This window comes from Streptomyces sp. NPDC047515, assembly GCF_040643055.1.
Taxonomy (GTDB): domain Bacteria; phylum Actinomycetota; class Actinomycetes; order Streptomycetales; family Streptomycetaceae; genus Streptomyces.
The window spans coordinates 84,973-109,666 of the sequence record NZ_JBEYTM010000018.1; the positions used below are offsets into that span (position 1 = coordinate 84,973).

Genomic DNA, 24,694 nt, shown 5'->3' on the forward strand with positions numbered 1-24,694 from the left:
CGCGGGCCGGTACATCATGAGCGCCGCGCCCGCCGTGCTCGCCGACCGCCTGGTCCCCCGCTCCGCCCGGGTGGAGCTCCGCCGGGCAGGCCGCGCCCGCCGTGCTGACCGGCCTGCCGACGGGCCTCGTGGCGGCCTGGACCGTCGCACCCCGGGGCGCGAGCGGCCCCGCGTACGGCACGGCGGTGGTCGTCGCGGTACTCGCCTGGCTGGTGCTGCCCGCACTGACCTGGAACGCGGTACGGGACACAGCGCCGCGACAGCCCACCGACGGCCAAGACGGGGCGCGCGCCGGCGCGCGCCGGATCACCGCCGAGGCCACCGTGCTGCTGCTCGCCGTCGCCGGTGTCCTGGCCCTGCGGACCCGGGGCATGCTGGACGCCACCGATCCCCAACTCGCCGCCGTACCGGCGCTGCTGGGGCTGGCGACCGTCCTGCTGCTGGTGCGCTGCTATCCGCCGCCCGTACGGTTCCTGGCCCGCCGGTCCGCGCGCCGCCGAGGCGCCGTCCCGATGATCGCGCTCGCCCGCGCGGCCGAGGACGCCCCCGCGCGCGCCCTCGCACTCCTCGTCCTGGTCATCACCCTCGCCACCGCCGTCTTCGGCAGCCTCGTCGCCGGGACGATCAGCGAAGGACGCCGCACCGCCGCCGACCGGCACGTCGGTGCCGACGCCTCCTACGTCGGCGCCCAGGTCGACCCGGAGACCGCGCGGAAGCTGTCCCTGGCCCCGGGGGTCCGTCACCGGCTCACCGTCTCCCGCACCTCGGCGGCGCTCATCGGCGCCGACGACGGCGGCAACCACGGCCGGGCCGACCTGGTCTCCCTCGACGCCGCCGCGCTCGGCGCCGCGGTGCCCCGTTCCCTGGCAGCGACCGCACTGTCCCGTGCCCCGCGCGCCGGACGCGGAGCCGTGCCGGTGCTCACCGGACCCGGGCTGCCCGTCGGCACGACGTACACCGGCACCCTGCGCGGCCGGACCCTCACCTTCACCGTCGTCGGCGTGCTCAGCGACGGCGCTGCCCACGACCCGGCGCTCGGCCCGGTCCTCGAAAACCGCCACAGCCGGGTGCTGCTCGCCGACACGGCGGCGCTCACCGGATTGCGCGCCCAGGACCAGGAGGAGAGGGCCCTCCTGCTGTACGGCTCCGCCGTCGACGCGGACACGCTGCGCGGTATCGCCCCACGCGCCACGACCAAGGACAGCGTGGGCGATCTGCGGATCCGCTCCCAGGTGGCCGCCCGGGACCGGGACGACGGTGTGCTCGGCGCCCTGTCCACCGCGTACACGGTCTGCACCCTGCTCACGGGCCTGCTGGCCTTCGTCGCGCTCGTGCTCGACCTGCTGCACTCCGCACCCGAACGCGGCCGCACCGCGGCGAAGCTCCGCACGCTGGGCCTCGGCGCCCGCGGCCTCTCAGGGCTGCAGATCCTGCAGCTGCTGCCGATGGCACTGGCCGCCGCGGCCGGCGGGGCGGTTCTCGGTGCCGCGCTTCCGGCGCTGCTCGGACCGGCCCTGAAACTGCGGGACTTCACCGGTGGCCCCGCCGAACCGGCCCTGCACGCCGACTACGCGCCGGTAGCCCTGCTGGGCGCCGGATTCGCCGTACTGATCGCGGCGGCCGTAGCCGCGGAGACCTGGCTGGCCCGCCGTCGCGGGCTGGGGACGGTCCTCAGGGTGGGGGAGACGGGGGAGAGCGACGCGTGACGGATCAGGTGGATGAGGGGGACGAGACGGACGAGGCGATGAAGGCGGGCGAGATGGACAAGACGCACGAGGCACCCGAGATCTCTGAAGCAGCCGGGACGGTCCAGACGTACGAAGGGAGGAGCGCCGCATGACGGACCTCCGCCAGCTGGGGGCGCGGGCCAGGGCGGCCGCCACGCCCGCCGCCGACGAGGGCCTGGTCGTCTGTGACAACGTCGTGCGCGTCTACCGCACCGAGGACGTCGAGGTGCAGGCGCTCCAGGGCCTCGACCTCGTCGTACGGGAGGGCGAGTGCATGGCGCTCGTCGGAGCCTCGGGCTCCGGCAAGTCGACCCTGCTCGCCATCCTGTCCGGCCTCGACACCCCCACCGCGGGATCGGCCAGGGTCGCCGGGCGCGACCTGATGTCCATGCGCCGCCGCGAACGCCTCGACTACCGCCGGCGCACCGTCGGCTTCGTCCGGCAGCAGACCGGACGCAACCTGCTGCCGTATCTGACCGCCGTGGAGAACGTCACCCTGCCGATGAAGTACACCGGCGTCCTGCGTGGCCAGCGCGAGGCACGTGCCACCGAACTCCTCGGCGTCCTCGGCATCGCGCACTGCCGCGATCGCAGGCCCGCCGAACTGAGCGGCGGCGAACAGCAGCGCGTCGCCGTCGCGGTGGCCACCGCCAACAGCCCCCGGGTGCTGCTCGCCGACGAACCGACCGGCGAACTGGACACGGCGAGCGCCGAGGACGTCTTCGCCGCCCTGCGCCGCGCCAACGACGAACTCGGTGCGACCGTCCTGGTCGTCACCCACGACCCGATGGTCTCCGGCCAGGTGCGTCGTACCGTACGCATCCGCGACGGCCGGACCGCCACGGAGACGCTGCGCGAGGACGGCCCGGACGGCGGCGCGGAGGAATTCGCCGTACTCGACCGGGTCGGGCGACTGCAGCTGCCCGACGAGTATGTGCGACGGTACGGGCTCCGCCACCGGGTACGGCTCACCGCCGAGGGCGACCACGTCGGCGTATGGCCGGACGCCTGAGAGACCCCCGGCCATTGCCCCGGCCCTGTGCCTGATGCACATACTGGCGGCCGACGAGACGATCACGTACGGGGAAACATGTGCGGGGGAGAAACATGACCGACAACACCGGCCGGACGAGCACCGGAGGGCAGCGCGGTGCGGCGGTTGCCGAGGACGCGGCGCGCGGACCCATGGTCCGGGTCGAGGACCTGCGCCGCTCGTACGGCACCGGCGCCGCGGTCGTGCACGCGTTGCGCGGGGTCTCCTTCGAGGTGCCACGCGGCGAGCTCGTCGCGCTCAAGGGGCGCTCGGGCTCCGGCAAGACCACACTCCTCAACCTGGTCGGTGGGCTCGACGGCCCGGACGGCGGCCGGATCACCGTCGACGGAACGAACCTCGCCGAGCTCGGTGAGAACGGGCTGCTGGAGCTGCGCCGGGACCGGATCGGCTTCATCTTCCAGTCCTTCGGCCTGATCCCGATCCTGACGGCCGCGGAGAATGTCGGCGTACCCCTGCGACTGTGCAGGACGGACCCGCGCGAGCGCGAGGAGCGGGTGGCCCTGCTGCTCTCCATGGTCGGCCTCGCCGACCATGCGGCCCAGCGCCCCGGAGAGCTCTCCGGCGGTCAGCAACAGCGCGTCGCGATCGCCCGCGCGCTCGCCAACCGCCCCGCGCTGCTGATCGCGGACGAGCCGACGGGACAGCTCGACGCGGAGACCGGGCTCGCGGTGATGGAGCTGCTGAGGGCAGTGGTACGGAGTGAGGGCGTCACCGCGCTGGTGGCGACGCACGACGCCCAGCTGCTGGGCCTGGCGGACCGGGTGCTGGAGCTGAGCGACGGGCACATCGTCGAGCACGGGTGAGCTCCTCCAAGGGCCGAGTGCGTCGTCGGGCTGGGGTCAGGGGGCTTGAGCCGCCGGGTCCGACATGGCCGGCATGGGCACCGGCCCGGCAGACCGCCGCCGGACGGGACGTCCGGGCCGGGTCCGAAAGGCCTCGGACGCATCACGGACCTGGCCGGGACGCCCCGGTCCTGGTCCGGCCGTCGGCCCGGCCCGGCAGACCGGGGCCGGCCCGAGCGCCCGACGGATGCCCGGACCCACTGCCCTGCGGCGCCCCCGACCGCCCGGACCCACCGGCCGGCGGTGCCCCTGACCTGCCGAGGGCCGGACCCCGCCCGAGCATCCCGTACACGATCCGGGCGTCAGAATCCTGTCAATTCGGCTCCCACCCCTGCCTCTCATTCGATTTGTCGAGAATCTACGGGGTAGCTTCGAACCGGCCGCCGCATCTGCGGGAGCCGGTTCAGAGAAGACAATGGGGCCATGGCACGCGGCAAGCTTCGGATCTACCTGGGTGCGGCACCCGGCGTCGGCAAGACGTACGCGATGCTCTCCGAGGCCCACAGGCGCGTCGAACGGGGCACCGACTGCGTCGTCGCCTTCGTTGAGCACCACGACCGCCCGCGCACCGAGGTCATGCTCCACGGCCTGGAGCAGATCCGGCGCCGTGAGATCGAGTACCGCTCCGCCGTCTTCACCGAGATGGACGTCGACGCGGTTCTGGAGCGCGCCCCGGCCGTCGCCCTGGTGGACGAACTCGCGCACACCAATGTGCCGGGCTCCCGCAACGCCAAGCGCTGGCAGGACGTGGAAGAGCTCCTCCAGGCCGGAATAGACGTGATCTCCACCGTCAACATCCAGCACCTGGAGTCGCTCGGCGACGTAGTCGAGGCCATAACCGGCGTACGCCAGCGCGAGACCGTCCCCGACGAGGTCGTCCGCAGGGCCGACCAGCTCGAACTCGTCGACATGTCGCCCCAGGCACTGCGCCGCCGGATGGCCCACGGCAACATCTACAAGCCGGACCGGATCGACGCGTCCCTGTCCAACTACTTCCGCCCCGGCAACCTGACCGCCCTGCGCGAGCTGGCGCTCCTCTGGGTCGCCGACCGGGTCGACGAATACCTTCAGCAGTACCGCGGCGAGCACAACATCCGCACCACCTGGCAGGCCCGTGAACGCATCGTCGTCGGACTCACCGGCGGCCCCGAGGGCCGTACGCTCATCCGCCGCGCGTCCCGGATGGCCGCCAAGGGCTCCGGCAGCGAGATCCTCGCCGTCTACATCGCCCGCAGCGACGGACTGACCTCCGCCTCGCCCAAGGAACTCACCGTCCAGCGCACCCTGGTGGAGGACCTCGGCGGCACGTTCCACCATGTCATCGGCGACGACATACCGTCGGCGCTCCTCGAATTCGCCCGTGGGGTGAACGCCACGCAGATCGTCCTCGGCTCCAGCCGCCGCAAGACCTGGCAGTACATCTACGGACCGGGCGTGGGCGCCACGGTCGCCCGCGAGTCCGGCCCCGACCTCGACGTCCACATCGTCACCCACGAAGAGGTGGCCAAGGGCCGGGGGCTGCCCATCGCCCGCAGTGCCCGGCTGGGCCGGGTCCGGATCATCTGGGGCTGGCTGGTCGGCGTCGGCGGCCCGGCGCTGCTCTCGCTGCTCCTCACCGGCCTGGAGAACGGACCGGGGCTCGCCAACGACGTCCTGCTCTTCCTCTTCATGACGGTCGCGGCAGCCCTGCTCGGCGGGCTGCTGCCCGCCCTCGCGTCGGCCGCCGTCGGCTCACTGCTGCTGAACTACTGGTTCACTCCGCCCACCCACACCCTGACCGTGCAGGACCCGGAGAACTTCGTCGCCATCCTGATCTTCTTCGCGGTGGCGGTCTCGGTCGCCTCGGTGGTCGATCTCGCGGCCCGCCGCACCCATCAGGCGGCCCGGCTGCGCGCCGAGTCGGAGATCCTCTCCTTCCTGGCCGGCAGCGTGCTGCGTGGCGAGACCACCCTGGACGCGCTCCTGGACCGGGTCCGCGAGACCTTCGGCATGGAGTCCGTCGCCCTGCTGGAGCGGCAGAGCGACGTCGACCCGTGGACCTGCGCCGGAAGCGTCGGCCCGGGGCCGGTGGCCCGTCCGGAGGACGCCGACGTGGACATGCCGGTCGGTGACCACATGGCGCTCGCCCTCTCCGGCCGGGTGCTGCCCGCCGAGGACCGCCGGGTGCTCGGCGCGTTCGCCGCCCAGGCCGCGGTCGTACTGGACCGGCAGCGCCTGGTCGGCGAGGCCGAGAAGGCCCGGCGGCTCGCCGAGGGAAACCGGATCAGGACGGCGCTCCTCGCCGCCGTCAGCCATGATCTGCGCACCCCGCTCGCCGCCATCAAGGCCGCCGTCAGCTCCCTGCGCTCCGACGACGTGGCATGGTCCGACGAGGACGAGGCGGAACTCCTGGAGGGCATCGAGAACGGCGCCGACCGCCTCGACCACCTCGTGGGCAACCTCCTGGACATGTCCCGGCTGCAGACCGGCACCGTCACCCCGCTGATCCGCGAGATCGACCTCGACGAGGTGGTGCCGATGGCACTCGGCGGCGTGCCGGAGGGCAGCGTGGACCTCGACATCCCCGAGACCCTTCCGATGGTCGGGGTCGACCCCGGGCTGCTGGAGAGGGCCGTCGCCAACATCGTCGAGAACGCCGTCAAGTACAGCCCCTACGAAGAACACGTCACGGTGGCCGCCAGCGCGCTCGGTGAACGCGTCGAACTACGGGTCGTCGACCGGGGCCCCGGCATCCCCGACGACGCCAAGGAACGCATCTTCGAGCCCTTCCAGCGCTACGGCGACGCCCCGCGCGGAGCGGGCGTCGGGCTGGGCCTCGCGGTGGCCCGCGGCTTCGTGGAGTCCATGGGCGGCACACTGGACGCCGAGGACACCCCGGGCGGCGGTCTCACCATGGTGCTGACCCTCAAGGCGGCTTCGGGATACGTTCCGGTCAGCCTTGACCTGCCCGCGCGGGTCACGTCATGACTTCGCCGGTCACCTCATGATCTCCGGAACGCCCCGGGAGATCGCCGTACAGCAGAAAGGCAGGGCCCCCATGACCCGGGTGCTTGTGGTCGACGACGAGCCGCAGATCGTACGCGCCCTCGTGATCAACCTGAAGGCGCGCAAGTACGAGGTGGACGCGGCGCCCGACGGCGCCACCGCCCTCCAGCTCGCCGCCGCCCGCCACCCCGATGTCGTCGTCCTCGACCTCGGACTGCCCGACATGGACGGCGTCGAGGTGATCAAGGGGCTGCGCGGCTGGACCAGGGTGCCGATCCTGGTGCTCTCCGCCCGCCACACCTCCGACGAGAAGGTCGAGGCCCTGGACGCCGGCGCCGACGACTACGTGACCAAGCCGTTCGGCATGGACGAGCTGCTGGCTCGGCTGCGCGCCTCCGTCCGCCGCGCGGAACCCGTCGGCCAGCACGGCACCGACGACATGGTGGTCGTCGAGACCGAGGGGTTCACCGTCGACCTGGCGGCGAAGAAGGTCCACCGCGAGGGACGCGACGTGCGGCTCACGCCCACCGAGTGGCATCTGCTGGAGGTCCTGGTCCGCAACAGCGGCCGGCTGGTCAGCCAGAAGCAGCTGCTCCAGGAGGTGTGGGGGCCCTCGTACGGCACCGAGACCAACTACCTGCGGGTCTACATGGCGCAGCTGAGGCGCAAGCTGGAGGCCGACCCCTCGCACCCCCGGCACTTCGTCACCGAGCCGGGGATGGGCTACCGCTTCGAGCGCGGTTGAACGGCAGCCGGGCACGCCGGGCGTCGGCGCGTCGGGCGAGGGCGGTCGAGCCTGCGTCGGCAGGCGCGTGTTGCGGGCCTGGTCCGTTGCGCGTCGCTCGCCCCCGCTCCTCGACGTTGCTCGCCCCTGCCTCCGTGACATCGCCCCTCCGTAGCGTTGCTCGCCCCTGCTCCGTAACTCTGACGAGAACTCTGAAACCCTGACGAGTAACCCGTTCGAGTGAGACCCGGGACACCCGCTCGGAACGCAGGAGACCGGTACCCTTCGGTTATGAGTGCTGTTCCTCGATTCGAGAAGCCAGGCAAGGCGGAGAAGCCGTCCAGCCGCTTCCGGCGGATGCTCGACCGGCTGTCCAGCTCCCAGGAGGACCTGGAGTCCGAGGAGCTGCAGGAGGACTCGCAGGCTTCGGGATGCACGCGTATCTCCGAATGCACCGATCGGCAGATCGTGAAGGTGACTGGTACCTTGCGGACCGTCACCCTGCGGCCGCGCGCCGGAGTGCCGGCCCTGGAGGCGGAGCTCTTCGACGGCACCGCGCCGCTGGACGTGGTCTGGCTGGGCCGGCGCTCCATCGCGGGCATAGAACCGGGCCGCAAGCTCATCGCCTCGGGCCGGATCGCCATGAGTCATGGACGCCGGGTGCTGTTCAATCCCACATACGAACTCCGACCGCTCGGCAAGGAGTAGCCGGTGACGTCTCTCGACAAGCCGACGTCCGACACGGACCGCACCACCCGCACCGACCAGCAGGAGGCCGACGCGAAGGCGGTCACCGAGGCAGCGCTCTTCGAGGCGTTCGGCGGTGTCCGGGGGATGGTGGAGACAGTCCTTCCCGGGCTGCTCTTCGTCACGATCTTCACGATCAACAAGGATCTGCACATCTCGGCCATCGCGGCCCTGGTGGTGTCTCTGCTCCTCGTCGCCGTACGGCTGATCCGCAGGGACACCGTGAAGCACGCCTTCAGCGGTGTCTTCGGTGTGGCGTTCGGCGTGGCCTTCGCCATGATGACCGGCAATGCCAAGGACTTCTATCTGCCGGGCATGCTCTACACGCTCGGCTTGGCCCTCGCCTATCTGATCACCACCCTCGCAGGGGTGCCGCTGATCGGTCTGATCCTGGGGCCGGTGTTCAAGGAGAACCTCTCCTGGCGCACCAGGAACCCCGGCCGCAGGCAGGCATACGCCAAGGCGAGCTATGCCTGGGGGCTGATCCTGCTCGCCAAGTGCGCGATCCTCTTCCCGCTGTACTGGTGGGCCGACACGACCCAGTTCGGCTGGGTCCTGGTTGCCCTGAAGATCCCGCCTTTCCTGCTCGCGGTCTATCTGACCTGGGTCTTCCTCGCCAAGGCGCCGCCGCCCATCGATGTCTTCGCCGAGATGGAGGCACAGGAGCAGGCCGAGAAGGCGGAAGCGGCCGCCGCCGCGACGCGCCACCAGGAGTACTGAACCGGCCGGAGCGGAAAGCGAGGGGCCCGGAACCGCGCGAATCGGTTCCGGGCCCCTCGCTTTCCGCTCCGGGCCCTGTGTCGGCCCCGCGCCTTGTGTCGGCTCTCCGCCGGTCAGTCGTCCGAGTCGCCCCGGCACACCGACAGCAGATCCTCCAACTGCTCCTCGCGCGCCTGCGCGGCCACGAACAGCAGCTCGTCGCCGGCCTCCAACGTCTCCTCGGTGCTCGGCGTCAGCACGCGCTGCCCGCGGATGATGGTGACCAACGAGGTGTCCTCGGGCCAGGCCACATCGCCGACCTGGGTGCCGGCCAGCGCCGACTCCGGGGGCAGCGTCAGCTCGACCAGGTTGGCGTCGCCGTGACTGAAGCGCAGCAGCCGGACCAGATCGCCGACGCTCACCGCCTCCTCGACCAGGGCCGACATCAGCCGCGGTGTGGAGACGGCCACATCGACGCCCCAGGCCTCGTTGAACAGCCACTCGTTCTTCGGGTTGTTGACCCGGGCGACGACCCTCGGCACGCCGTACTCGGTCTTGGCAAGCAGCGAGACGACCAGGTTCACCTTGTCGTCGCCGGTCGCGGCGATCACGACGTTGCAGCGTTGAAGTGCCGCCTCGTCGAGGGAGGTGATCTCGCAGGCGTCCGCCAGCAGCCACTCGGCCATCGGCACCCGTTCCACCGAAATGGCTGTCGGTGCCTTGTCGACGAGCAGCACCTCGTGCCCGTTCTCCAGCAACTCGCCCGCGATGGAACGTCCCACCGCACCGGCGCCGGCAATCGCGACACGCATCAGTGACCGCCCTCCTCAGGGCCCTCGGCGAAGGCTGCCTCGACCTTCGCGATCTCGTCCGTACGCATCATCACGTGGACCAGGTCGCCCTCCTGCAGCACGGTCTGCGACGTGGGCAGTATGGCTTCACCCAACCGGGTGAGGAACGCCACGCGGACGCCCGTCTCCTCCTGCAGCGTGCTGATCTTGTGGCCGATCCAGGACGGTGTGGTGTGCACCTCCGCGAGCTGCACACCGCCACTCGGATCCCGCCACATCGGCTCGGCCCCCGAGGGGAGCAGCCGCCGCAGCATCTGGTCCGCGGTCCAGCGCACGGTGGCGACCGTGGGGATACCGAGACGCTGGTAGACCTCGGCGCGCCGGGGGTCGTAGATCCGCGCCGCGACGTTCTCGATGCCGAACATCTCGCGGGCGACCCGGGCGGCGATGATGTTCGAGTTGTCGCCGCTGCTCACCGCGGCGAACGCGCCGGCCTCCTCGATCCCCGCCTCACGGAGGGTGTCCTGGTCGAAGCCGACACCGGTGACGCGCCGCCCACCGAATCCGGACCCGAGGCGCCGGAACGCCGTGGGGTCCTGATCGACGACGGCGACCGTGTGCCCCTGCTGCTCCAGAGTCTGCGCGAGAGCGGCTCCGACTCGCCCGCAGCCCATGATGACGATGTGCACCTTGCGCCTTACCTCGCACTCCTGGTCGTCCGGCTGACCTGCGAAAACACCCTGCTCACACTTCTTTCTCAGCTTGCCGGGCAAACAACGGGGCAACGGTGTGTCCCGTTGCCCAGGATGAGCTTATGCGGCCGGGATTGCGAAGCCTCATCCGAGTGCGCTTTCGCCGCGCCCGTGCGACGGGGATGGACACCGCCCAGTGTCCGCGCGATTGCGGACGGGTACCCGGCCGTGTCCGCCGAGCGTGTCATGGGCGCGCGGACCCTTGAGCGCGAGTGACACAGACATCTAACATGTCAGTTCATGGAGACCCTGCGCCCCGTCCGACGGACCTTGCTGCGGGACACTGCGTACGAGGCGATCCGTGACGCCATCGTCCGTGGCGACATCCCGCCCGGTGCCCCTGTCCGTGACGCCGAGCTCGCCGAACGCCTCGGACTGTCCCGGGCCCCGGTCCGCGACGCGCTGTCCCGGCTTTCCGGCGAGGGGCTCGTCGAGTCCAAGCCGCAGAGCTACACCCGAGTGACCCGCCTGGTGCCGCGCGATGTCCGGGATGCGGCGGCTGTCGTACGGGCCATGCAGGAGCTGGCCGCGAGGACCGCCGTACCTCGTCTCACGGATGCGGACGTCACCGCGATGCGAGAGGCGAACGAACTCTTCAGGGACGCGACCCGCCGCAGCGACGTGGCGGACGCGCTGCGCGCCGACGACCGGCTCCACGACGTCCTCGTCGCGGCCTGCGGCAACCGTGCCGTGGCCGCCACGGTTGAGCGCTACACCCCTTTGATCCGGCGGCTGGAATGGCGGCAGTTCGGCACGGCGAGCGCGGCACACGGCTCGGCTGAGCTGCACGACCGGCTGATCGAGGCGTGCGCGGGGCGTGATGCCGAGGCGGCGTCCCGAGTCACCGCGGAGATCTGGCGGGCTCTCGAAGAACTGGCAGACGAACCGCCCGACGAACGACTCGATGCGGCGGCCCGGGGACGGTCTGTCGAGGCGGCCCACGGGCAGCCCCGATAGGCCGACGGGCCGTCCGGTCAGGTTGACGACCGGCCGAGGGTCCGAGCGCCGGGCGGATCCCCCGCGCACCCGAGGACAAGCCGACACCCGGCCCCGTCGACAATCGCCGCCGCGCCGACTACGAGCACGAATCCCACCGCTATCACGCCGGGCACGAGCACGAATCCCACCGTAACCGCGCCGGGCACGAGCACGAACCAACACAACCCAACCGCTGCCGCGCCGGGCGCGAGCACGAGCCCCACCGCACCGCGCCGAGCACGAACCCGTCCAACCCGACCGAGGGAGCTTCCATGACGCCCGCCACCCCGACCCCGCCCGCCACCCCGTCCCCCGTCTCTCCCACCTCCTCCTCGACCTCTCCCTCTCTTCTCTCCTCGCATCTCTCCTCGCACCACCGCTACCCCCTCCTCTTCGGTCCCTCTCCCGTACACCGTCTCGACCGGCTCACCGACCACCTCGGCGGCGCCGCCGTCTGGGCCAAGCGGGAGGACTGCAACTCCGGCATCGCCTACGGCGGCAACAAGACCCGCAAGCTCGAATACCTCGTCGCCGACGCACTGGCGAAGGGCTGCGACACGCTTGTCTCCATCGGCGGGGTCCAGTCCAACCACACCCGCCAGGTCGCGGCGGTAGCCGCCCGCGCCGGCCTCAAGTGCGTACTCATCCAGGAGAGCTGGGTCGAGTGGCCTGACGCCGTCTACGACAAGGTCGGCAACATTCTGATCAGCCGCCTGGCCGGTGCCGACGTCCGCCTGGTGCGCGCCGGTTTCGGCATCGGCGTCAAGGAGAGCTGGGAGCGGGCGCTGCGCGAGGTCGAGGAGGGCGGCGGCAGGCCGTACGCCATTCCAGCCGGCGCGTCCGACCACCCCCTCGGCGGGCTCGGCTTCGCCCATTGGGCCTACGAGGTCGCCGAGCAGGAACGCGCACTCGGTGTGTTCTTCGACACCGTGGTCGTCTGCTCGGTGACCGGTTCCACTCAGGCAGGCATGGTCGCCGGCTTCGCCGCGCTCGAAGAGGCGGGCGCTCGTCCGCGGCGCGTGCTGGGCATCGACGCCTCCGCCGAACCCGCCCGTACGCGTGAGCAGATCGCCCGGATCGCGGCCGGCACCGCACGGCTCATCGGGGTGCGGCGTGAGCTGACCGTGGACGACATCGAGCTGGACGAGCGCTACCACGCGGGCACGTACGGCATCCCCGACGAGACCACCCTCGACGCGATGCGGCTCGCCGCACGTACCGAAGGAATGATCACCGACCCCGTCTACGAGGGGAAATCGATGGCCGGAATGATCGACCTCGTGGCGCGCGGTGACATCGCCCGCGATTCCACCGTTCTTTATGCCCACCTCGGCGGACAGCCGGCGCTCAATGGGTATAGCGCTCTGTTCGCGGACGCCTGAGCGCAAGGATTTCGTTAAGGATTTCGTGGCTTTTTCCGCCGAGCGCAGGAGATTGCGAGGCCATGGGGGTGGTGGGTCTGCGGCTTCCATACGGAACGCTTACGATCCTCTGCGTGTCCAAACTGACCGACCTGCCCAAACGGATTCTGATCGGACGGGCGCTGCGCAGCGACAAGCTCGGAGAAACGCTCCTTCCGAAGCGCATCGCACTTCCTGTCTTCGCATCCGACCCGCTGTCCTCGGTGGCGTACGCGCCCGGAGAAGTTCTCCTGGTGCTCTCCGTCGCGGGCGTGTCGGCGTACCACTTCAGCCCCTGGATCGCGCTCGCCGTCGTGGTGCTGATGTTCACGGTCGTCGCCTCCTACCGACAGAACGTGCACGCCTACCCGAGCGGTGGTGGTGACTACGAGGTCGCCACCACCAACCTCGGGCCCAAGGCCGGGCTGACCGTGGCCAGCGCGCTGCTGGTCGACTACGTCCTGACCGTCGCGGTGTCGATCGCCTCAGGGGTGGAGAACCTCGGGTCCGCGATCCCGTTCGTCGTCGAGCACAAGACGGCGTGCGCGATCGCGGCCATCGTGCTGCTGACACTGATGAATCTGCGCGGCGTCAAGGAGTCCGGGAAGCTCTTCGCCATTCCCACGTATCTCTTCGTGGCCGGCGTCTTCATCATGATCATCTGGGGTGCGTTCCGGGGCCTGGTCCTCGGCGACACCATGCACGCCCCGACCTCCGGCTACGTGATCAAGGCCGAGCACCAGGGGCTGGGCGGCTTCGCGCTCGTCTTCCTGCTGCTGCGGGCCTTCTCCTCCGGCTGTGCCGCCCTGACCGGTGTCGAGGCGATCAGCAACGGCGTGCCCGCCTTCCGCAAGCCGAAGAGCAAGAACGCCGCGACCACGCTCGCGATGATGGGCCTGCTGGCCGTCACCATGTTCTGCGGCATCATCGCCCTGGCCATGTCCACCGGTGTGAAGATGGCGGAGAATCCGGCCGAGGACCTGATCAACCACGGTGTGCCGGTCGGCCCCGGCTTCGTCCAGAACCCGGTGATCTCGCAGGTCGCGGCCGCCGTCTTCGGCGAGGGGACGTTCTTCTTCGTCGTACTGGCCGGAGCCACTGCCCTCGTGCTCTTCCTGGCCGCCAACACCGCGTACAACGGCTTCCCGCTGCTCGGCTCGATCCTGGCCCAGGACCGCTACCTGCCGCGCCAGCTTCACACCCGCGGTGACCGGCTCGCCTTCTCCAACGGCATCGTGCTGCTCGCGGGCGCGGCGATCCTGCTCGTCTGGATCTACGGAGCGGACTCGACCCGGCTGATCCAGCTCTACATCGTCGGCGTCTTCGTCTCCTTCACCCTCAGCCAGACCGGCATGGTCAGGCACTGGAACCGCCACCTGGCGACGGAGAAGGACCCGGTCAAGCGCCGTCACATGGTCCGCTCCCGCGCGATCAACACCTTCGGCGCCTTCTTCACCGGACTGGTGCTCGTCGTGGTGCTCGCCACCAAGTTCACCCACGGCGCCTGGGTCGCCCTGCTCGGCATGGTGATCTTCTACGGGACGATGACCGCGATCCGCAGGCACTACGACCGGGTCGCCGAGGAGATCGCCGCGGAGGAGACCCCGGCCGACGAGACGATGCGCCCCTCCCGGGTCCACTCGATCGTCCTGGTCTCCAAGCTCCACCGGCCCACGCTGCGCGCCCTCGCCTATGCCAAGCTGATCCGCTCCGACCGTCTGGAGGCGCTCTCCATCAGCGTCGATCCGGCCGAGACCAAAGCACTCAGGGAGGACTGGGAGCGGCGCGGCATCGACATCCCGCTGAAGATCCTCGACTCCCCGTACCGCGAGGTGACCCGCCCGGTCATCGATTACGTGAAGGGCCTGCGCCGGGACAGCCCGCGCGACGTCGTGAGCGTGTACATCCCGGAGTACGTGGTCGGCCACTGGTACGAGCACCTCCTCCACAACCAGAGCGCGCTGCGCCTCAAGGGGCGGCTGCTGTTCACCCCGGGCGTGATGGTGACCTCCGTGCCGTACCAGCTGGAGTCCTCCGAGGCCGCGAAGAAGCGCGCCAGGAAACGCGCCGAGTGGAACGCGCCGGGCTCGGTGCGCCGCGGACCCGTGGAGCGCAGGCCCAAGGAACCCGTCAACAGGGGCTGACCCGCGGGCAGGGCCTTTCCCACCGGCGGGGCCGCCCCGCGAACGACGGCTGCCCCGCCGACAAGGGACTGGCCCCGCCGACTGCCGACTGCCTGCCGCCGGCAAGAGCCCACCGCGCCCGGCCGCTCGTGGTCAACGGCCGGACGACACCCACGTAGACTCGTAGGTTGTTGTCCGGCCGTTTGTCCTTTGATCTCTGGAGCCACCCCCTCATGCAGAACGAACCCACGTCGTCGCTGGTCGGGGAGGAGTACGAGGTCGAGGTCGGGCCCGTCGCACACGGCGGCCACTGCATCGCCCGCACCTCTGAGGGGCGGGTCCTCTTCGTACGGCACACGCTGCCCGGCGAGAAGATCATCGCCAAGGTCACGGAAGGCGAGAGCGACTCCCGCTTCCTGCGCGCCGACGCGGTACGGATCATCGAGGCGTCCAAGGACCGCGTCGAGGCTCCCTGCCCGTACGCGGGACCGGGCAAGTGCGGCGGCTGCGACTGGCAGCACGCCAAGCCCGGCGCCCAGCGCAGGCTCAAGGGCGAAGTGATCGCCGAACAGCTCCAGCGCCTCGCGGGTCTCACCCCGGAGGAGGCGGGCTGGGACGGCACCGTCATGCCGGCCGAGGGCGACAAGCTTCCGGCGGGCGAGGTACCGGCCTGGCGTACCCGCGTCCAGTACGCCATCGACGAGGACGGCCATGTCGGCCTGCGCAAGCACCGCTCGCACGACGTGGAGCCCATCGAGCGCTGCCTGATCGCGGCCCCCGGTGTCACCGAGCTCGGCATCGAGAAGCGGGAGTGGCCCGGTATGGCCTCGGTGGAGGCCATCGCCGCGACCGGCTCCCACGACCGGCAAGTCATTCTCACCCCGCGGCCGGGCGGCCGGCTGCCCCTCGTCGAGCTCGACAAGCCCGTCTCGGTGATGCGTGTCGACGAGCGCGACGGTGGCGTCCACCGGGTGCACGGCCGCGCTTTCGTCCGCGAGCGCGCCGACGACCGCACCTACCGCGTCGGCTCGGGCGGCTTCTGGCAGGTCCACCCCCAGGCCGCCAACACCCTCGTCCGCGCCGTCATGCAGGGCCTCCTGCCCCGCAAGGGCGACACCGCCCTCGACCTGTACTGCGGCGTCGGCCTCTTCGCGGGCGCACTCGGCCAGCGCATCGGCGAGAAGGGCGCGGTCCTCGGCATCGAGTCCGGCAAGCGCGCCGTCGAGGACGCCCGTCACAACCTGAAGGACCTGGAACGGGTCCGCATCGAGCACGGCAAGGTCGACCAGATCCTGCCGCGCACCGGCATCACCGAGACCGACCTGATCGTCCTCGACCCCCCGCGCGCCGGCGCCGGCAAGCAGACGGTGAAGCACCTGACCGGCCTCGGCGCCCGCCGCATCGCCTACGTCGCATGCGACCCGGCGGCGCTGGCCCGCGACTTGGCGTACTTCCGTGACGGCGGCTACCGGGTGCGGACGCTGCGGGCGTTCGATCTGTTTCCGATGACGCACCACGTGGAGTGCGTCGCGATCCTTGAACCGGTAGGAAAGGGTGTTTGACCTGCGGCTTTGTGGGTGGGCGAGCCGCTCGACCTGTTTCCGGCTGTGCAGCGGGTCGAGCGGACAGATCGACCCCTGGACGTGGCTTGACCTGCGATTTCATGGCGGAAACGACCACGGCCGCGGTGATTTCAGGGCCTCGTTCGGAGATTCTTGACGCTCGGATGACGCTTGCCCTGAGGCTCTGGCCCAGCCGCATGGCTCTGGTCACTGGGGCGAGCACGAGACGATTTCGGTATCACGGGCCATGGTGGGCTGCTCGGTTCCCCGTGCCCTTGATGTGCTTCGGGTCGGGCAGTCGGTGAGCCGTGCTCGTTTGCGTAGCGGGTTCGTGGCCGTTTGCGTCGGGTGGGCTTGGTGGAGGCGGTAGGTGGGGCGGACGGGGAGGTACTTGTCGACGAAGGCGTCCTGCGCCGCCGTTCTGGCCGGTGATGGCGTCGTAGACGTCGCCGAGGAACTCGAAGGGCATCTTCGGCCTTTGCATGAAGCCGTCGCCGAAGTCCCCCGCCATCCTGCCCGACCCCAGCGGCCTGACCCCGGAAGACCACAACAGCCCGGACGTAATCCTGGGGCTCTGGCGCGTCACCTTCTGCCCGGTTCGTGGCGAATGCGAGCCGAGGGGCTCAGCGGAGCATTGCTCAGGGGCGTTTACGGGCCCATCCCGGCGTGCGTGGAGCTGGGTCGGGTCCGGGTCATGACTGGCTGGCCATTTTTGCTCGTTGCTCCGGGGAAGCGTGCCATGACAGCATTCGGCAGGTGCTCGATAACGGGGATGACATAGCAGAGCCGCCCGTCCGGCGTTCGAAGATCGCAGACTTGGCCGACTGGCCTGCTCCCGAGGTGCGGTCGACACCGGGTGTGGCTCTGGAGCCGGTCCCTGCCATGGCGTCGGAACATGATCCGACGGCGGTGGCCCGGCAGGAGTTTGCTGTGTTGCTGGGTGAGTTCCGGCGTACGGCGGTGTTGGTGCCGCTGGATGAGTTCGGGGATCTGTGGTCGGCGGAGCAGAACGGGGTTCGCTGGATCTGTGCGTTCTCGGATGAGGAGGCGTTGGCCCGGTTCGCGCAAGCCCGGGGGGATGCCGGGCGGGAGTGGGTGTACCGGACCGTGCTGGGTGCGCGGTTGTTGGATGTGATGGTGCCGATGTTGCCGGGGCCTGCGGGGGTGGCGCTGGATGCGGGCGGCGAGGACGGCGGGATGTTGTTTCCGCCGGTTGTGGGGATTGTGCCGGATGCGGTTGCGGTGGATCTCGGGGGAACGCGATGAGCGGGGAGAGTCCTGATCTTCAGGTGCCGCCGGAGGCTTTGGCTGCGATCGCGAAGGGGATCGATCTGGCGCATGCGGAGTTGAAGGATCTCGGGTTCATCGGCCAGGCGTCGACGGGCCGGGGGTTCTCGGATCTCGCTTTGTCGGGGCTGGAGTTGGGGCATGGCGGGCTGACGTCGGAGTTCGAGACGTTCTGCAACCGCTGGGAGTGGGGTGTACGGGCCCTGACGCAGAAGGGGAACGGCTTCGCGCTGGGGGTCGGGTTGTCGGCGGGTTCCTTTGCGGAGCAGGAGCAGTACATCAAGGATTCGTTCAAGGTCGGCGTGAACTCTTTGAACGGGAATCCGCACCTGTCCGAGGACGAGGTCAAGGCCATGAGCTGGGACACGATCAGCAAGCAGTCCGCTTACGACAACCCGGATTACAGCTGGGAGTCGATGGCCGAGGCCCACGACGAGGTGAAGCAGACCTGGAAGGACACCGCCTACGACGTGGAGGACGCCGCGCTCGACTCGATGGAGCGCTCGGGGCTGGTGGACCCGGCGGTGCGGGCGGCGGTGGATGAGCGGCTGAAGGAGCAGCTTGATCCGTCGCAGGAGACGATTCGTCAGGCTGAGCAGCCGCGGTGGGGGGAGAGTCGCTGATGGTGGACTGGGGGAAGCTCGGCGGGGACCTTTACGACGGTGCGGGCAAGCTGGTCGACAAGGGCAAGGAGATCGTCGGCGAGGGGATCGACAAGGGCACCGATTTCGTCGGCTCCGGTCTGGAGAAGGTCGGGGCCCATGAGTGGGCGGACGCGGTCGAGGACTGGGGGGACGAGACCGCGTCCTCGCTCGGGGCGGAGGTTGGTGAGAAACAGCTCGGACAGAGCGAGGAAGCCGACGAGCTGATCCATGGCAGGCCGGAGAAGATCGCCGCGACGGTGAAGAACCTCCGGGACTTCCAGCGGGCGTTCGATCTCGTCGGCGGCGGGATGAAGAAGCTCGACTCGGGCCATTGGAAGGGTGTGGCCGCCGACGCGTTCCGGGAGAAGTTCCAGACGCTGCCGACCGACTGGTTACGTGCGGCGGATGCGTTCGAGGACGCGGCGAAGGCGTTGGAGACGTATGCCGGGACGGTCACGAGTGCGCAGGGCAAGGCCGGTGAGGCGATCGCCCTGTACAAGGAGGGCAAGCAGGACTACGAGACGGCTGCTGCCGCGTTCCGGGAGAAGGCGGCGGCGTACAACGCGGTCCGCAACACCGAGCACCCGCTCCCGCACCCAGGGAAGTTCTCCGATCCAGGCGTGGCCAAGCGGCAGCATGCCCAGGAGATGCTGCAGCACGCCCGGCAGGCGCGTAACGAAGCTGCCGAAGCGGCCAAGAGCGCGATCACCGCTGCGATGGCGCATGCCCCGAAGGAACCCACGGGCCTGGACCGGTTGAAGCAGGAGGTCGTCGACTACGGAGTTGGCCAGGGCTTCGAGCTCGCCCACTTCGGTGGCGGCGTCATCAAAGGCACCGCAGGACTGCTCAACTTCGTCCGCTCGGTCGACCCGACCGACCCCTACAACCTGACGCACCCGGCCGAGTACTACAAGGGGGTCAACATGACGCTCGCCGGCCTGGTCTCCAGTGCTGCCAACCCCGACCGCACGTTGAAGAACGCCTGGGACTCGGCCAAGGGCGACCCCTCCGAATTCATCGGCCGACTCGTTCCCGAGTTGGTCGGTACCAAGGGCGGTGGCCTGATCAAGGGCGGCCTGCGGGCCGGGATGAAGGACCTCCTCAAACGCCCGAAGGGCAAGAACCGGCACGGCCACGAACGGAACCCCGACTCCAACGGGCAGCAGTGCAGCAAGGTCAAGTGCGCCGGAGACCCGATCGACGTCGCGACCGGGCGCATGCTGCTCCCGCAGACGGACATCGTGCTGCCGGGATCGCTGCCCCTTGTCTTCGAGCGCGTCTTCGACTCCTCCTACCGAGCCGGCCGCTGGTTCGGATCCGGCTGGTCGAGCACGGTTGACCAGCGCCTTGAGATCGACGCGGAAGGTGTGGTGTTCAGCTGCGACGAGGGCAGCCTGCTGGCCTACCCTCATCCCGCGCCCGGCGTTCCCGTCATGCCCACGCATGGTCGGCGCTGGCCTCTGGACCGGGTGGACGACGGCTACACCGTTACCGACCCGGAAACCGGCAGGGTCCGGTACTTCGTCGACCATGCGGGCGGGGAACTGGCGCTCCTGGCTCAGATCGACGACCGTAACGGCCGATGGATCGCCTTCGAGTACGACGAGACGGGTGCCCCGACGGCGATCGTGCACCACGGCGGCTACCACCTGAAGCTCAGCACGAATGACGGAAGGGTCACCGCCCTGCACCTGGCGGGCGCCGCGCCGGACGGCACCGATCAGGAGATCCTCCGCTACGGCTACACCGGCGGCCACCTCACCGCTGTCACCAACTCCTCAGGTAAGCCGTTGCGCTTCGGCTGCGACGAACTGGGCCGCATCACGTCGTGGACGGACACCAACGGCAGCCGGTACGAGTACGTCTACGACGAACACGACCGCTGCGTGTACCAGACCGGAACCAACGGTCACCTCGAAGCCCACTTCACTTGGGACGACACCGACCCCGACACCGGCCTGCGCATGACGTCCATGACTGACGGCCTCGGCCACACCAAGCGGTATGTGATCAACGACCGCTCCCAAGTGGTAGCCGAGATTGACGCCTTGGGGGCCGTCACCCGCTTCGAGTACGACCGCTTCCACCGGCTGCTGTCCGTCACGGACCCGCTCGGACACCTCAGCCGCTCCACGTACGACGAGCACGGCTGCCTTACCTCGGTAGTCCGCCCGGACGGGCGGGAACTGACCGCCGACTACAACGCCCTCGGGCTACCGGTGCGCGTGAAGGGCGCAGACGGGACGATCACCCGACAGACCTACGACGAGCGCGGCAACCGCACCTCGGTGACCGATCCGGCTGGCATGACCACCCGCTTCACGTACAACGAGGCCGGACACCTGACGGTCGTGACCGAGCCGCTCGGCCATACCACCCACATGGTCTGCGACCGGGTCGGGCTGCCATCGGCGGTCACCGACCCGCTGGGCGCGGTGACCCGCTACGAACGCGACGCCTTCGGCTGTCCCGTCGCCATCACCGATCCGACCGGTGCCACGATCCACCTGGAATGGACGGTGGAAGGCCGACTGTCCCGCCGTACAGCCCCGGACGGCGCGAGCGAGTCGTGGACGTATGACGGCGAGGGCAACTGCACCAGCCACACCGATCCTATGGGTGGCGTCTTCCGGTTCGAGTACACCCACTTCGATCTGCTCGCCGCCCGCACCGGGGTGGACGGGGTGCGCCACGAGTTCGAGCACGATACCGAGCTGAGGCTGACGAAGGTTGTCAACACTCAGGGCCTGACGTGGAGTTACAAGTACGACGCGGCCGGGCACCTGGTCTCCGAGACCGACTTCGACGGCCGCGCTCTGGCCTACACCCGTGATGCCACGGGCAGACTGGTCTCCCGTACCAACGCCCTGGGCCAGACTGTGCGGCTCGAACGCAACGAGCTGGGCAAGGTGGTCCGCAAGGACGCGGCTGGTGAGGTCACCACCTACGCCTACGACCTGACCGACCAAGTGGCGCAGGCCACCGGACCGAGCGGCAGCACGCTGACGGTACTGCGAGATCGATTCGGCCGGGTGCGCGAGGAGACGGTCGACGGCCGCCTGATGACCTACTGCTACGACGAGTTGGGGCGTCGTACGGGCCGCAGGACACCGTCCAGCGCGGCGACGACCTGGTCATACGACGCAGCTGGACGCCGCACCGGCATGCTGGCCTCCGGCTGGGCCATCGACTTCGCCTACGACGAGGCCGGCCGCGAGCTGACCCGCCGCATCGGTGAGACGCTGACTCTGGAGCACACCTTCGATGCCCTGGGCCGCCTGACCACCCAGGCGGTAGCGGGGGTGGGCGGCAGCCTGGTCCAGCAGCGCGCGTACACCTACCGTGCTGACGGTCACCTCCTCAGCATCCTCGACCACCTCAACGGCTTTCGCCGCTTTGACCTCGACGTGGTCGGCCGGGTGACGGCGGTCCACGCAGCCAACTGGACCGAGACCTACGCCTACGACGAGGCGAACAACCAAACTCAGGCGACCTGGCCGCCGGACCACCCCGGCCAGGAGGCGGTGGGCGCTCGCACCTACATCGGAACCTGCATCACCCGTGCAGGCGATGTCCGCTACGAACACGACGCCCTCGGCCGCATCACCCTCCGGCAGAAGACCCGCCTGTCCCGCAAACCGGACACCTGGCGCTACGAATGGGACGCCGAGGACCGCCTCACCTCGGTTGTCACCCCAGACGGCACCCGCTGGCGCTACACCTACGACCCGCTGGGGCGCCGCACCGCGAAACTGCGCCTGGCGGAGGACGGAGAAACCATCGTCGAACGGGTGGTGTTCACCTGGGACGAAACGACCCTGTGTGAGCAGACCACCACGTCCACCGATCTGCCCCACCCGGTCACCCTCACCTGGGACCACCAGGGCCTGCAGCCCCTGGCTCAGAGAGAACGCATCACCGCCGCCGATGCCCCGCAGGAAGAGATCGACTCGCGCTTCTTCGCCATCGTCACGGATCTGACGGGCACACCCAGCGAACTCCTCGACGACGAGGGCCGGATCGCGTGGCGCACGCGGAGCACCCTCTGGGGCGTGACCACCTGGGCCGCGAGCAGCACCACCTACACTCCGCTACGTTTCCCAGGGCAGTACTACGACCCCGAAACGGGCTTGCACTACAACTACTTCCGTCACTACGACCCCGCGACAGCCCGGTACCTGACCTCGGACCCGCTCGGCCTGGAGCCCTCGCCCAATCCCGTCGCATACGTGCTCAACCCACATGCATGGGTCGATCCGCTCGGTCTGACTCCCTGTCCGCCTCGTATCAAGGACGGCGGCTGGGACCTGAGGAATCATAATCCCCTCGACATCGTTCCTGATGAGGCCGAAATGCGAGTACTCAAACCGGATTCCAACGGTGGCGCACAAAAGGGAGTCGAATACAAGTGGAAAGACCCTGAGACAGGAAATACCGTTCGACTCCGGGTGCACGACAAGGATGGAACCGCCCCGGCGGGCTCGAACGCAGCGAACGGGGACGTCTACCGTATCTCGATCGGCGGCAAATACCAGGACGAGGCAGGGAACTTGTACCATCGGCAAGTCCACAACCCGAACAGTCCGCATCACAATCCGGATGCAGCCAACAGTACACATGTCCCCTGGCCGAGCCAGTACCCACTGCCGTATTGATCCAAATAGGTTGAGTACATGGAATCCCGTGAATTTATCGACATGGCGCGCAAGGTCCTGGATGCAACATCGGGGGTGCGTGAACGTGCGGCCGACGAATGCACCGATCGGTTGAGCGCCTATTCACCTGCTCAGGCTTCCGCGTTGGCAACGCTGCTGTCGGCGGCTGCGGCCTCCGAGAAGGAGAACTCGGCCCTGGAGGCTGAACTCCACGCCATCCTCGAATTGATGTCAACCGGCCATGTCGGCCCTGACCATGTCTCACAACTGCGGGAAATCCGACTCGGGGAGCTGCCACCTGAACTCCGCGAATACGTCACCGACTTGCTTGAAGGCTGAGCAGACTGAGCCTGGATCCGCTGGTCGGTGATGGGCCGTGGGAGGGGCTGACGCAGAGGGATGCCTGCCGAGCTGGGATGATAAGACCGTATGGCGCAAGGAACTCACCACGCCTCACGGTACGTCTCCGCTGAGCCGCTGCGCGTCTGATCTCGAAGGCCAGGCGGTAGACGTCGGGCAGGTCGATCGCAGTGTCGGTGCGCCGCGTCATGGCCCCCAACTCGATGAGTTCCGGGAGCAAGGATGTCGGGTTGTCGACACCACTGGGGGCCGCTGCCCTCGTCTCGTTCTTGTTTTCCAGCTCATTCGAGGCGAGTCGTCCGACGGCGGTGTCGGAAGGCGCGCCTCCGCGTACTGATGGGCCCAGATACCCGCGCTCCGGCTCACGTACAACTGTGTGTCGCCGAACAGCCCCAGGCTGGGGACCTCGGGTTGGCCGGCTCGGCGAACAGGTGCGCAAGCCAGGGCCAGCCGCCGTGGGTGTGGCTGGAGTGCTGCGGGTCGACGCCGCGGCAGACGGCGTCGAGGACGACGATGGGTGGTGGGTCAGGAGGGACGGCGGCGCGGGATGGGCCGAGGTCACCAGGCTCCTTGCCGAAGTCGGGTTCGAGGTCCTCGTCTTCTTCCGCGACATCGTTGACGCCTGCGAGGTCGAAGCGGCCGAGTGGGTGTATTCCAGCGGGCACAGCCCCAGGACCCGTACGTGCGGCGAACCGCTGCGTCACCAGGACATGTCCGTGCGCACCGCCCCCGGCTACTCGCGTCGACTGCTCGACGACTTTGCGGTGCGGGAACGCTTCGACGGTGGGTGGCGCCCGCCGACCGGTGCTTCCGCACGTCTACCGTCCCTGCCCCAGCGGCGTGCGGGTCTGCCGCCGACAGCCGGCGAGCAGGGCTGACCCATCTGGCCGTGACGCTCGTTTGACGCTCCGGGCGCATGGAAGCCGCTCCTCGTGAGCGTGAAACCACGTCTGACCTGCTGGTTCTCTGCATGCCGCTTCCGATGACGTGATTCCGATGACGCATCACGTGGAGTGCGTCGCGATCCTTGAGCCTGCCGCAAAGGGTGTCTGACCTGGGGTTTTGTGGCCCGGGTGGTTCGCTCGACCTGTTTTCCTCCGTGTAACGGGTCGAGCGGACAGCGCCCACCGTAGATGTCCTGACCTGCGGTCTTGTAACAGGGCGCGGTCTCGGCGGCACGAGTGTCGTGGCATCGCTGAGAATTCTTGACGCTCAATTGACGCCCGCTCGAGACGCGCCGCAGCATCGTCCGCCCCGGCGGCCGGCCCACACTCTCGGAGGGCCGTCCGCACGGTGGTCAGGTGGTCACCGTGCGCTCAAGTCGCGACCCTCGCCCGCTGCTCCGGTCGCGCGGGCACCCGCCG

General features: G+C 69.3%; 19 protein-coding genes. 17 read left to right on the plus strand and 2 right to left on the minus strand.

Features of this window, described 5'->3' with window-relative positions; all coding sequences use genetic code 11:
• The first annotated feature begins 101 nt into the window (after positions 1 to 101).
• The 8 genes from ABZ826_RS17530 (at position 102) to ABZ826_RS17565 (ending at position 8,799) form a co-directional block, all read left to right on the plus strand.
• Positions 102 to 1,706 (plus strand): hypothetical protein, encoded by a 1,605-nt coding sequence (locus ABZ826_RS17530; RefSeq protein ID WP_361448283.1) that lies wholly within the window; start codon positions 102 to 104, stop codon positions 1,704 to 1,706.
• A complete protein-coding gene (locus ABZ826_RS17535; protein ID WP_361448286.1) occupies positions 1,703 to 1,840 on the plus strand; it encodes a hypothetical protein in 138 nt (45 codons plus the stop codon). Before ABZ826_RS17530 ends, ABZ826_RS17535 begins: the two co-directional genes overlap by 4 nt.
• Positions 1,837 to 2,739: an ABC transporter ATP-binding protein gene (locus ABZ826_RS17540; RefSeq protein WP_361448289.1), complete on the plus strand. Its 903-nt coding sequence runs from the start codon at positions 1,837 to 1,839 to the stop codon at positions 2,737 to 2,739. Before ABZ826_RS17535 ends, ABZ826_RS17540 begins: the two co-directional genes overlap by 4 nt.
• A 95-nt stretch (positions 2,740 to 2,834) precedes the next feature.
• Complete coding sequence (locus tag ABZ826_RS17545; protein ID WP_361448292.1) at positions 2,835 to 3,584, plus strand: ABC transporter ATP-binding protein; 750 nt, start codon at positions 2,835 to 2,837, stop codon at positions 3,582 to 3,584.
• Positions 3,585 to 4,046: 462 nt separating this feature from the next.
• Positions 4,047 to 6,590, plus strand: coding sequence for a sensor histidine kinase KdpD (locus ABZ826_RS17550; protein ID WP_361448295.1), 2,544 nt, complete (start codon positions 4,047 to 4,049; stop codon positions 6,588 to 6,590).
• A gap of 70 nt (positions 6,591 to 6,660) precedes the next feature.
• Positions 6,661 to 7,353, plus strand: coding sequence for a response regulator (locus ABZ826_RS17555; RefSeq protein WP_351084878.1), 693 nt, complete (start codon positions 6,661 to 6,663; stop codon positions 7,351 to 7,353).
• A 270-nt stretch (positions 7,354 to 7,623) separates the two neighbouring features.
• Positions 7,624 to 8,040 (plus strand): OB-fold nucleic acid binding domain-containing protein, encoded by a 417-nt coding sequence (locus ABZ826_RS17560; protein ID WP_361448299.1) that lies wholly within the window; start codon positions 7,624 to 7,626, stop codon positions 8,038 to 8,040.
• A gap of 3 nt (positions 8,041 to 8,043) precedes the next feature.
• Positions 8,044 to 8,799 carry a DUF3159 domain-containing protein gene (locus tag ABZ826_RS17565; RefSeq protein WP_361448302.1) on the plus strand — a complete coding sequence of 252 codons (756 nt, stop codon included), beginning with the start codon at positions 8,044 to 8,046 and terminating at the stop codon, positions 8,797 to 8,799.
• A gap of 113 nt (positions 8,800 to 8,912) precedes the next feature.
• Here the strand turns inward: ABZ826_RS17565 and ABZ826_RS17570 are convergent, their stop codons facing one another.
• Together ABZ826_RS17570 and ABZ826_RS17575 are read right to left on the minus strand one after the other, a co-directional pair.
• A complete protein-coding gene (locus tag ABZ826_RS17570; protein WP_361448305.1) occupies positions 8,913 to 9,590 on the minus strand; it encodes a TrkA family potassium uptake protein in 678 nt (225 codons plus the stop codon).
• Positions 9,590 to 10,258, minus strand: coding sequence for a TrkA family potassium uptake protein (locus ABZ826_RS17575; protein WP_361448308.1), 669 nt, complete (start codon positions 10,256 to 10,258; stop codon positions 9,590 to 9,592). Before ABZ826_RS17575 ends, ABZ826_RS17570 begins: the two co-directional genes overlap by 1 nt.
• Positions 10,259 to 10,561: 303 nt before the next feature.
• On the opposite strand from ABZ826_RS17575, the gene ABZ826_RS17580 reads away from it, so the two are divergent.
• From ABZ826_RS17580 to ABZ826_RS17620, 9 genes are all read left to right on the plus strand, one after another.
• On the plus strand, positions 10,562 to 11,278 hold the full coding sequence (locus tag ABZ826_RS17580) for a GntR family transcriptional regulator (RefSeq protein WP_361448311.1): 717 nt from the start codon (positions 10,562 to 10,564) through the stop codon (positions 11,276 to 11,278).
• Positions 11,279 to 11,571: 293 nt separating this feature from the next.
• On the plus strand, positions 11,572 to 12,681 hold the full coding sequence (locus tag ABZ826_RS17585; RefSeq protein WP_361448314.1) for a 1-aminocyclopropane-1-carboxylate deaminase: 1,110 nt from the start codon (positions 11,572 to 11,574) through the stop codon (positions 12,679 to 12,681).
• Between the two features lie 113 nt (positions 12,682 to 12,794).
• Complete coding sequence (locus ABZ826_RS17590) at positions 12,795 to 14,843, plus strand: APC family permease (protein ID WP_361448317.1); 2,049 nt, start codon at positions 12,795 to 12,797, stop codon at positions 14,841 to 14,843.
• A gap of 212 nt (positions 14,844 to 15,055) precedes the next feature.
• A complete protein-coding gene (locus ABZ826_RS17595; protein ID WP_361448320.1) occupies positions 15,056 to 16,384 on the plus strand; it encodes a class I SAM-dependent RNA methyltransferase in 1,329 nt (442 codons plus the stop codon).
• Between the two features lie 756 nt (positions 16,385 to 17,140).
• Positions 17,141 to 17,650 (plus strand): SseB family protein, encoded by a 510-nt coding sequence (locus ABZ826_RS17600; protein WP_361448323.1) that lies wholly within the window; start codon positions 17,141 to 17,143, stop codon positions 17,648 to 17,650.
• Positions 17,647 to 18,294: a hypothetical protein gene (locus ABZ826_RS17605; protein WP_361448326.1), complete on the plus strand. Its 648-nt coding sequence runs from the start codon at positions 17,647 to 17,649 to the stop codon at positions 18,292 to 18,294. Before ABZ826_RS17600 ends, ABZ826_RS17605 begins: the two co-directional genes overlap by 4 nt.
• Positions 18,294 to 22,970 carry a putative T7SS-secreted protein gene (locus tag ABZ826_RS17610; RefSeq protein WP_361448329.1) on the plus strand — a complete coding sequence of 1,559 codons (4,677 nt, stop codon included), beginning with the start codon at positions 18,294 to 18,296 and terminating at the stop codon, positions 22,968 to 22,970. The genes ABZ826_RS17605 and ABZ826_RS17610 overlap by 1 nt, the downstream gene beginning before the upstream one ends.
• A gap of 18 nt (positions 22,971 to 22,988) precedes the next feature.
• Positions 22,989 to 23,309, plus strand: coding sequence for a hypothetical protein (locus ABZ826_RS17615; RefSeq protein WP_361448332.1), 321 nt, complete (start codon positions 22,989 to 22,991; stop codon positions 23,307 to 23,309).
• Between the two features lie 476 nt (positions 23,310 to 23,785).
• Positions 23,786 to 24,208: a hypothetical protein gene (locus ABZ826_RS17620; RefSeq protein WP_361448334.1), complete on the plus strand. Its 423-nt coding sequence runs from the start codon at positions 23,786 to 23,788 to the stop codon at positions 24,206 to 24,208.
• Positions 24,209 to 24,694: the final 486 nt, after the last annotated feature.